Below are 8,740 nucleotides of genomic sequence, written 5' to 3'. Positions count from 1 at the left end.
ACCCTCCATGAAGGACGTTATCACGAGGTGCGGCGTATGTTTGTGGCTTTGGATAATTTGGTGTTGAGCCTGCATCGGGAGGCATTCGGACCTTTCATTTTGGATGATCTGGCTCCAGGACAGTGGCGAGAACTCAGCGAAATCGAACGGCAAAGGGAGTCATAATCATGGTCTGGAAGCCGCATGTGACGGTTGCTGCAATTGTGGAGCAAGAGGGACATTTTTTGCTGGTTGAAGAAATGGTAGAAGGACGCCGATGTTTCAATCAGCCTGCTGGTCACTGGGACCCTGGTGAAACACTGCTTGACGCGGTTGTACGGGAAACTCTGGAAGAGACCGCTTATGCCTTTGAGCCCGAATATCTCACGGGCATTTATCATTGGGAACATCCCGCCAAAGATTTGACCTACCTGCGTTTCGCTTTTGGCGGGAAGTTGGGTACTCAGCGTTCAGACTACAAGCTGGATACCGGAATTATTGGTCCGGTGTGGATGATCCCGGCAGAAATACAGGCGCAGAGCGGACACCTGCGTAATGTCATGGTGCAGCGTTGTATTGCGGATTATCTGGCCGGAAATCGTTATCCCCTGGAAATTTTACACAGTCTGACAGACTGACGCAGGCTCTGTCTCGTGCTATATTGGGGAAAAGGCATCGGTAGAGACGATGAACATGATAGACGCAGACGGCTATCGCCCCAATGTGGGCATGATTATTTGCAACGAACACAATCAGGTGTTGTGGGCCAAACGCCGGGGTGAGAATGCCTGGCAGTTTCCGCAAGGCGGTATTGATCATGCGGAAACACCAGAACAAGCCATGTTCCGTGAGCTCGAAGAGGAAGTGGGTACGGCCAAGGTCTGTATTCTTGGGCGGACTCAGGGGTGGCTGCGTTACGAGGTTCCCTGTTCCCGGCATCGTGCCCAGCGACGCCGCTATCGCGGGCAGAAACAAATCTGGTTTTTGCTGCGTTTCGAAGGCGATGAGGCGGAAATTAACACCTTGACGACTCAGCATCCTGAGTTTGAAACCTGGCGCTGGGTGGATTTCTGGATGCCTGCCCGGGAAATCATCGCCTTTAAACGACGGGTTTACTGGCAGGCATTGCAGGAGTTGGCTCCACTGATTAATGTGGGTCCGCCTCCTGCCGATGCTGCTGAGTCTAAGAGAAAAGTTTCCCCTTCAGCAGGTTGACCTCTGGCTCAACAGGTCTCCATCTCACACGTTAAACAAAAAATTCAGTACGTCGCCATCATGGACGACATAATCCTTACCTTCCGCACGCATTCTGCCCGCTTCCTTGGCACCATGCTCGCCCCGGTACTGGACGAAATCTGCGTAGGCGATAGTCTGGGCGCGGATGAAACCCCGCTCGAAATCACTATGAATGACGCCAGCTGCCTGGGGGGCAGTGGCCCCGATGGGAATGGTCCAGGCTCGTACTTCCTTGATGCCAGCCGTAAAATAGGTCTGCAGGCCCAGCAGGCCATAGGCGGCGCGGATGATACGATTCAGTCCGGGTTCTTCCAGCCCGAGGTCCTGCAGAAAGGCGCTCTGCTCTTCAGCTTCCAGTTCAGCCAGTTCAGATTCAATAGCTGCACATACCGGAACCACACTGGCATGACGTTCGCCCGCCCAGGCTTCCAGAAGCGGACGCCAGGGTCCATCCTGAATTTCATCTTCCGCCACATTGGCAATGACCATCATGGGTTTCATGGTAAGCAAAAACAGGCCACGCAAATGGGCTTTTTCTTCAGCACTCATGCTGAGACTCGCGGCAGGTTTGCCACTATTGAGATGCGGTAGCAGGCGGGCCATGGCAGCGGCTTCGGCGACGGCATCCTTGTTGCCACCCTTGGCCTGGCGGGCAACCCGCGCCTGAGCTTTTTCGACCGTACTGATATCCGCCAGAATCAGCTCCGTCAATACCGTATCCAGATCGGCCACAGGGTCCACCTGACCGCTGACATGAACGACGTTGGGATCTTCAAAGCAGCGCGTAACCAGGGCGATAGCGTCCGTTTCCCGAATGTGGGCCAGAAACTGGTTTCCCAAACCCTCGCCCTGGGCAGCGCCCGCCACCAGTCCGGCAATATCCACAAACTCCATGGTGGCCGGAACCACATTTTGGGGCTTGACGATTTCAATCAATGCCTGCAAGCGGGGGTCCGGCACGGATACCAGACCGACATTGGGTTCAATGGTGCAGAAAGGATAATTTTCAGCGGCGATACCGGCTTTGGTGATCGCATTGAACAGAGTGGATTTGCCCACATTGGGGAGACCGACGATGCCACAGGCCAAAGCCATAAAAAACTCCTAATCGCTGTGCAGGGTTTTCTGTGCCGCATCACTGCGACCATCAAGAAATTCCGGAAGAACCGCCAGGCTGTGCTCAATCGCCAGGTCAATCGCGGATTTATCCATTGCCGAAGGCACGCCCAGTACATAATTTATCACAGCATTCTTGTGCCCGGGGTGCCCAATGCCAAGGCGCAGGCGCCAGTAATCTCGTGTGCCCAGCGCCCGATCCAGATCGCGCAAGCCGTTATGTCCGCCATGTCCGCCACTCCATTTCAGACGCGCCGTACCGGGCGGTAGATCAAGCTCGTCGTGTATCACTAAAATACGCGCCGCAGGTACCTTGTAAAAAGCGGCCATAGACTGGACCGGAGCACCGCTGCGGTTCATGAAATCCTGGGGCAGGCACAAGCCCAGTTGTTGTCCTGAATTTTGTGTGGTTGCAGCCAGACAATGCCAGCGTGATTCCAAACGTAAAGACGCTCCAGCCTTTTCTGCAAAGGTTTGGAGCGCCCAGAAACCGGCATTGTGGCGGGTGCGGGCGTATTCTGCCCCGGGATTTCCCAGCCACGCCAGCAACCAGTCCATTTTACCTCACTCGGCGGCTTCGGGGGTTTCTTCCGCTTCAGCGCCGGTACGGGGGCTATGAATGGAGACAATTTCCTTATCGTCTTCATGCTGGAGCGGAATCAGAATGACTCCGGCCGGCAGGCTGATCTGCGACAGATGCAGGCTCTCGCCTTTTTCAAGTTTGGCTATGTCCACTTCAATGGCTTCGGGCAGACGATCGACCGGTGCCTCCACTTCCACGTCCGTCAGTGCGCGGTGCAATACGCCACCGGCCTTAATACCCACGCAGGTGCTTTCGTTGAGGAAGTGGATGGGCACATGCAAGCGGACGGTTTCACCGGCATGGACCCGCATGAAATCCATGTGCAGGACTTCTTCCTTGTAGGGATGCATCTGGATATCACGGATCAGGGCGGTTTCCTTACCCCTGGGGAATTCCAGGGCGATCACATGCGTGTAGGCCCGTTCGTCGGCGAGGAGCTTGCGCAACAGGCGCGCTTCAATACTCAGACCCATCGCTGCCTTGTTATCCCCATAAAGCACGGCCGGTACCATGCCCGTACGGCGCAGGCGACGACTGGCGCGGCGGCCGTTTTCTTCACGCGGTATGGCCGCAATCGCAAAATCTGTCATTTTCAGTACTCCTTATTGTGCTGTGGATTGAGCGGGGCGAGGGTTGACAGAACCTTTCTCCCCATGACTAAGGGGCGCATCATAATGCGCGCTTGCCGATTGAGCAACCTTTGCCGACAATTTTGTGGATAATTTTTGCGGAGCTGGAGCTGGAGCTGGAGCTGGAGGCGTTTGGTCCGGCTGCAAATACGCCTTAATGACTGCACGGGCTACCGGTAGGGCTTGCCAGGCATTGTATCCGCCATTTTCGACCACCACCGCTACGGCAATTTTGGGATGATCCACGGGTGCCCAGCCAATAAACAGCGAGTCATTGTTGTAAATAGTGTGGCCATTTTTATAGCCCATAGGGACCTGGGCGGTACCGGTTTTGCCAGCAATGCTGATACCGGGAATGCTCACCGTATGGCAGGTGCCAGTATTGACGCAGGCTTCCATCCCCAGATGCACCGCATGCATGGCCTCGGCAGAAATATGCAGATTTACGGGTGCGGCATTGGGAATAGGAATAGTCTTGCCGCTTTGCGGGTCAATGAAGGCCTTGGCGACCTGGGGCTGCACGAGATAGCCGCCATTGGCGAGGGCAGAAACGGCGCGGACCAGTTGTAGCGGCGTTTCCAGTAGATAGCCCTGACCAATACCCAAAATCACCGAGTCACCGGTGTACCAGGGGGCATGAAGATGCGCGCGTTTCCAGGCTGGAGTCGGGACCAGACCGTTTGCGCCACCGGGCAGATCAATGGGCGTTTTCTGCCCGAAGCCGAAACGCCAGAGGGTCTTGTCCTGCAAATCAATTCCCATTTTTACGGCCAGCTTGTAGTAGAAAACATCAACGGACCAGGCCAATGCCTTGGTGATGCCGGTCTCCCCGAAACCACCCCGATTCCAGTCCCAGTAGGTGTGTCCTCCCAACTGATAATTGCCGGGGCAGTAAGTATGGAAATCCGGACTGATCACGCCTTCCTGGACGGCCTGAATGGTATAAAAAGGCTTTGCGCAGGAACCCGGCGGGTACAAACCGTTATCGGCCCGGTTCATGAGTGGCCGGCCCGGATTGTTGAGCAGCGATTGCCAGTGCGCATTACTGATGCCGTCCACAAACCAGTTGGCATTAAAGCTGGGACTGGTGACCATGGCGAGAATGCCACCATTATTGGGATCCATGGCGATGACCGCACCGCGATAGCCTTTCCCCTGCAACGCTTCTGCCCCTGCCTCCTGAACCCGCAGACGGAGATGGGTAATCAGATTACTACCAGGATGAGCGGCAATCTGGCGGAGGGTGCCTACCGGTAAACCCCGAGCGTTAATATCCTTGATTTCATAACCCATGACGCCGCGCAGCTGGCGTTCGTAATAACGTTCCAGGCCGTTTTTGCCAATATAATTGCGACCCACATATTTACTGGCATGAAAATCTTTCAGATCGGCAGCGGTAATCGGCCCGACATAACCGACGACATGGGAAAACAAGGCGTCATAGGGATAATGGCGATGCATCATGGCGGCAATACGCACGCCCGGCAGTTCCATGGCGCGGACGGATACGGCTGCAATTTGCGTCGGATTCAGGTCAGCCTTCAAAACAATCGGGTCGAAGTCCGGCTTGCCAGCGCGCCGTGCGGCAAATTGCTGCAGATCTTCCGGGCTCAAGTTCAGAAGATGCTGCAAAAATTGCAGGCTTTGTTGCAGATGGGGGACCTGATCCGGGGTGATTTCGAGGGCATAGGTGGGCAGGTTTTCTGCCAGAACCTCCCCATGATCCGCCAGAATCACGCCCCGAGGCGGAGCCAGGGGCACCAGAGCCACATGATTGTCATAGGCCAGCTCGCGAAATTTGGAGTAATGCAGTACCTGCAGGTCCAGTACCCGCAAGACAACCCCCAGAATAGCCAGGAGCATCAACAGTGCCGCAACACCCAGGCGAAAGCGAAAACTGCGCGTACGTTTTAATGATTCGGATAAGGGCATGGGCGCAACAAACCTGCTTCAATTTGCAAATGATGGAGGTGCTTCGTAAACTCGGTGTCGGAATGTCCGGCTAAAAGTGGGTGGCGCAGTGTTAGAATCCCGATATGAATCCCTGTTTGCAGAGTTGGAGAATGCTATCACGGATTATCGCGGATTGCGTCGGCAACTGGAAGGAGATAGTCGCAACAAGCATTCCGTGCAAGCCCTGCAGGCCCAAATTCAAAAGCTGAAAGCGGAAAACCGGATGCTGCAAGAGCGTCAGGAAGAAATCTGTTTGCGCCTGAATGATCTGCTGGCGCAGGTCAATTGTTGGGAAAACGAACTATAAAATCACCAGGGAGAAGTCTGTGTCCGAAGCCAAACCCACAAACGCCGTGCAACAAATTTCAGTCACCCTGCTGGATCAGCATTATCAGATACCCTGTCCGGATGAAGAACGGGAGCTGTTGCTGGAAGCTGTGCGCCTACTCAATCAGCAACTGGAAGTGGCGCGAAGCCGTGGCAAATTACTGAGCCGGGAACGCGCCACCCTGATGGTGGCCGTGAATCTGGCGGCGGATTTGCAGCGTACCCGGCAGACATTGCTGGCGCGTGAGCATGATCTGCAACTTGTCGAACAGCGTCTGCAGCAACTGGTTGACAGGGCCAGGGGGGCAGAGTAACTTGAAATTGCCTCCTGCGAGGCACGAGTGGCCGAGACGATTCCTGAACCAATACTGTCTATCCAGGGAGTCCCCAGTCATCATCGTGGTGTGCAGCTCCCTTGCGGAGTAGCCTGAAGCGATGTGTGGATTCCCACCTGTTCATCAGGTTCTGGGGGTAGCGGGCCGCACGACCATCGCGGGAGGTCTTTTGTTTTCTGAAACTGAAGCACCAGATCCATCCGATCCGGTTTCCAAGGGCGGCTTGCGCAGAAAAATGCGACAGCAACGTCAGTCTCTTTCTCCGCAGCATTTACAGCAGGCGGCGCTGGCACTATCCCGTCAAATTCTCCAGCTCAGTCATTACAAAAAGGCCCGGCGCATTGCCCTCTATTGGCCCATGCAGGGCGAAATCAATCCTCTCCCGCTGATGTACCATCGTCTGAGCCGTCACAAACAGTTCTATTTACCGGTATTATCAGGGAATTTTGCGCAAAAACTGCGTTTCGCGCCTTTTCATGGGGAGAGCCGCATGCGTCCGAATGGCTTCCGCATTCCCGAGCCTCAGGTAGCAGCCGATTTGCTGATAACCCCGCAGGCGCTGGATTTGCTGATTTTACCCCTGGTGGCGTTTGATGCAGAAGGTTACCGTCTGGGAATGGGCGGGGGTTTTTATGATCGCAGTCTCGCCAGCATGTCCCACCGGCAGCATTGGCAACACCCGCGTCTGCTGGGGGTCGGCCATGCTTTTCAGCAGTTAGCCAGAGTCCCCCGCGAACCCTGGGACGTGCCACTCAGCATCATCTGTACCGACCTCGCCTGTCACCGTATCAACGGACTTTTACCTTAGCCAGGCGCTGCGGCGGGCACTTACCACTGCGTCAACGTCCTCCAGCCACTCCAGCCAGAAGGTATCCTGCGGCGGGGCGACGGGGGTCAGATGGGTCTCGTAGAGTACGTCATCGCGAAAGTAGTGAAGGCGTAGCGGGCAGCCAGGTATGCCGGTGCTGATCTGCCCGGCGAAACTGTCCGCCGTGCAGCGTATTCCTTCCAAAGCAACGAGGAGGTCATCGGGTGACAAACCGGCCGCTTCTGCCGGGCTGCCGCTGAGGACCTGACGGATTTGTGCGCCTTGCGGCTGGCTTTGCCAGTGGGCACCAATCCAGGCCGTCGGCACGGTCGCAGCCGCCTCGCCGCCTGAATCACTCAGACTGGTGGCGGGACGGCTGTGCAGGGCAATGCCCATGCGTGCCAGGAGAGCTTCCAGAGGCAGTTCGGCGCGGGCTTCTATCCAGGTTTTCAACTGTTCTGCCATTTGCGTACCAGCAAGGTCGGCTATTTGTTGCAGGGCTTCTCCCTCGGGGAGTGCCTTGCCAGTCTGTCCATGCTCTTTCCAGAAGTGCATCAGCAAGTTATCCAGACTCAAACGGCCTGCACTTTCCAGACGCAGGCTCAAGTCCAGACAGAGGGCGAGCAGCGCCCCCTTGTTGTAATAACTGATTTCAAAATTGGCGCTGTTGACGTGGGGGTGATAAAGCTTGAGCCAAGCGTCCTCGCTGGATTCTGCCAGACTTTGCAGATATTGGCCAGGGCGTCTTTGCAGGCGCGTCCATTCCTGCGCGACCCCTTGCAGGTATTGTTCCGGACTGATTAAACCGGCACGACAGAGGCAGAGATCATCGTAGTAAGAGGTAATCCCTTCAAATATCCAGAGATCCCCGGAAAGTTCCGCCCGATCCAGACTGCTGGCACTGAATACCGCTGGCTTGATGGCCTGTACCAGCCAGCTATGAAAATATTCATGGCTGACCAGCCCCAGAAAGCGCCGATAATTTTTGGGGTCGTGGCCAGTCAGGTCATCCCGGGCGCAAACCAGAGCGCTGGAAGCCCGATGCTCCAGACCGCCATAGTCGTTGCTGCGCGCCTTGCACAAAAAATGATATTCCCGAAAGGGCGACTCACCCCAGAACTTCTGCTGCCAGTCACAAATGCGGGCCATGTCTTGTCCCAGCGCCTGCAGATCAGCCTGATGTTCTCCCTGAATCAGTAAGTGGTGAGGCAACCCGCCCGCTTCAAAATTCAGCAGGGTCAGCGTACCCATCAACAGCGGATGATCAATGAATGCCCGATAATTTTCTGCCTGAAACTGACCCCATCCCCAAGTTTCACCCGCCACGCGGGGCATGGAAGTCCCCAACTGCCAATGCTCCGGGCCAGTAATGCGCAAGGCATGGATTTGCTGCTCCTGACCGACAACCCGCAAAAACAGGGCGGGACCATTAAAAAACCCGCCCAGTTGATCCAGAAAAGCCGTGCGCACCGATTGATCCAGCGCATAAACACGATAAGAAATCTGGAGAGGCGCTTTTACAGCGGCACAAACCCAGCGATCAGTGGCCATTTTGCGCAGTTGGACTGCTGCGCCCCGGGATTCTGCGGATATCTGGGTAATGTGGCGGGCCAGATCGCGGATGGTGTAACTGCCCGGAACCCAGGCCGGCAAAGCCAGTACCTGCCCATCAGGATCGGGCTCGGGGATTTCCAGGGTGACCCGGAACAAATGCGCCTCGGGTTCCAGATGGATGCTGTAAGAGAGAGCAGGGGATTGCATGGGAAATTACTCC

At 55.8% G+C, this 8,740-nt stretch carries 10 protein-coding genes and 1 other RNA gene; 6 read left to right on the top strand and 5 right to left on the bottom strand.

The features are described 5' to 3' along the window. Window positions 1-167 precede the first annotated feature (167 nt). Window positions 168-617, top strand: a complete 450-nt coding sequence (locus AC2VLY_RS11570; protein WP_486892615.1) for an NUDIX hydrolase — start codon at window positions 168-170, stop codon at window positions 615-617. Between the two features lie 55 nt (window positions 618-672). After that, window positions 673-1,194 carry an RNA pyrophosphohydrolase gene (locus AC2VLY_RS11565; RefSeq protein WP_193651410.1) on the top strand — a complete coding sequence of 174 codons (522 nt, stop codon included), beginning with the start codon at window positions 673-675 and terminating at the stop codon, window positions 1,192-1,194. Between the two features lie 24 nt (window positions 1,195-1,218). On the opposite strand, the gene ychF is transcribed toward AC2VLY_RS11565, so the two are convergent. Genes ychF through mrdA form a run of 4 tightly spaced genes read right to left on the bottom strand, consistent with a single transcriptional unit; the run spans window position 1,219 to window position 5,475 of the window. Next, window positions 1,219-2,310, bottom strand: coding sequence for a redox-regulated ATPase YchF (gene ychF / locus AC2VLY_RS11560; RefSeq protein ID WP_193651379.1), 1,092 nt, complete (start codon window positions 2,308-2,310; stop codon window positions 1,219-1,221). Window positions 2,311-2,319: 9 nt separating this feature from the next. After that, entirely contained in the window at window positions 2,320-2,889 is a 570-nt protein-coding gene (gene pth, locus AC2VLY_RS11555; RefSeq protein ID WP_486922317.1) for an aminoacyl-tRNA hydrolase, read from the bottom strand. A gap of 6 nt (window positions 2,890-2,895) precedes the next feature. Further along, window positions 2,896-3,504 carry a 50S ribosomal protein L25/general stress protein Ctc gene (locus AC2VLY_RS11550; RefSeq protein WP_300253042.1) on the bottom strand — a complete coding sequence of 203 codons (609 nt, stop codon included), beginning with the start codon at window positions 3,502-3,504 and terminating at the stop codon, window positions 2,896-2,898. A gap of 12 nt (window positions 3,505-3,516) precedes the next feature. Beyond that, a complete protein-coding gene (gene mrdA, locus AC2VLY_RS11545) occupies window positions 3,517-5,475 on the bottom strand; it encodes a penicillin-binding protein 2 (protein ID WP_486892582.1) in 1,959 nt (652 codons plus the stop codon). Between the two features lie 88 nt (window positions 5,476-5,563). On the opposite strand from mrdA, the gene AC2VLY_RS11540 reads away from it, so the two are divergent. The 4 genes from AC2VLY_RS11540 to AC2VLY_RS11525 all read left to right on the top strand — a co-directional run bounded on the left by AC2VLY_RS11540 (window position 5,564) and on the right by AC2VLY_RS11525 (window position 6,966). Continuing rightward, window positions 5,564-5,803, top strand: coding sequence for a hypothetical protein (locus tag AC2VLY_RS11540; protein WP_193639863.1), 240 nt, complete (start codon window positions 5,564-5,566; stop codon window positions 5,801-5,803). A 19-nt stretch (window positions 5,804-5,822) separates the two neighbouring features. Continuing rightward, window positions 5,823-6,137: a cell division protein ZapA gene (locus AC2VLY_RS11535; RefSeq protein ID WP_193651383.1), complete on the top strand. Its 315-nt coding sequence runs from the start codon at window positions 5,823-5,825 to the stop codon at window positions 6,135-6,137. Between the two features lie 8 nt (window positions 6,138-6,145). Then, a non-coding RNA gene (gene ssrS / locus AC2VLY_RS11530) (6S RNA) lies at window positions 6,146-6,326 on the top strand. Between the two features lies 1 nt (window position 6,327). After that, entirely contained in the window at window positions 6,328-6,966 is a 639-nt protein-coding gene (locus tag AC2VLY_RS11525) for a 5-formyltetrahydrofolate cyclo-ligase (protein ID WP_227485486.1), read from the top strand. Here AC2VLY_RS11525 and AC2VLY_RS11520 read toward each other — a convergent pair. After that, window positions 6,958-8,727: a M61 family metallopeptidase gene (locus tag AC2VLY_RS11520; RefSeq protein WP_486922315.1), complete on the bottom strand. Its 1,770-nt coding sequence runs from the start codon at window positions 8,725-8,727 to the stop codon at window positions 6,958-6,960. The two genes, AC2VLY_RS11525 and AC2VLY_RS11520, sit on opposite strands and share 9 nt — an antisense overlap. Window positions 8,728-8,740: the final 13 nt, after the last annotated feature.

The sequence above is a fragment of the Acidithiobacillus sp. TH-A36 genome (assembly GCF_057473445.1).
This window is presented reverse-complemented; position numbering and strand designations above follow the sequence as displayed.

Coding starts and splice junctions, on each gene's coding strand:
- AC2VLY_RS11570 (WP_486892615.1), top strand. CDS start 168: ATGGTCTGGAAGCCGCATGTGACGGTTGCTGCAATTGTGGAGCAAGAG.
- AC2VLY_RS11565 (WP_193651410.1), top strand. CDS start 673: ATGATAGACGCAGACGGCTATCGCCCCAATGTGGGCATGATTATTTGC.
- ychF (WP_193651379.1), bottom strand. CDS start 2,310: ATGGCTTTGGCCTGTGGCATCGTCGGTCTCCCCAATGTGGGCAAATCC.
- pth (WP_486922317.1), bottom strand. CDS start 2,889: ATGGACTGGTTGCTGGCGTGGCTGGGAAATCCCGGGGCAGAATACGCC.
- AC2VLY_RS11550 (WP_300253042.1), bottom strand. CDS start 3,504: ATGACAGATTTTGCGATTGCGGCCATACCGCGTGAAGAAAACGGCCGC.
- mrdA (WP_486892582.1), bottom strand. CDS start 5,475: ATGCCCTTATCCGAATCATTAAAACGTACGCGCAGTTTTCGCTTTCGC.
- AC2VLY_RS11520 (WP_486922315.1), bottom strand. CDS start 8,727: ATGCAATCCCCTGCTCTCTCTTACAGCATCCATCTGGAACCCGAGGCG.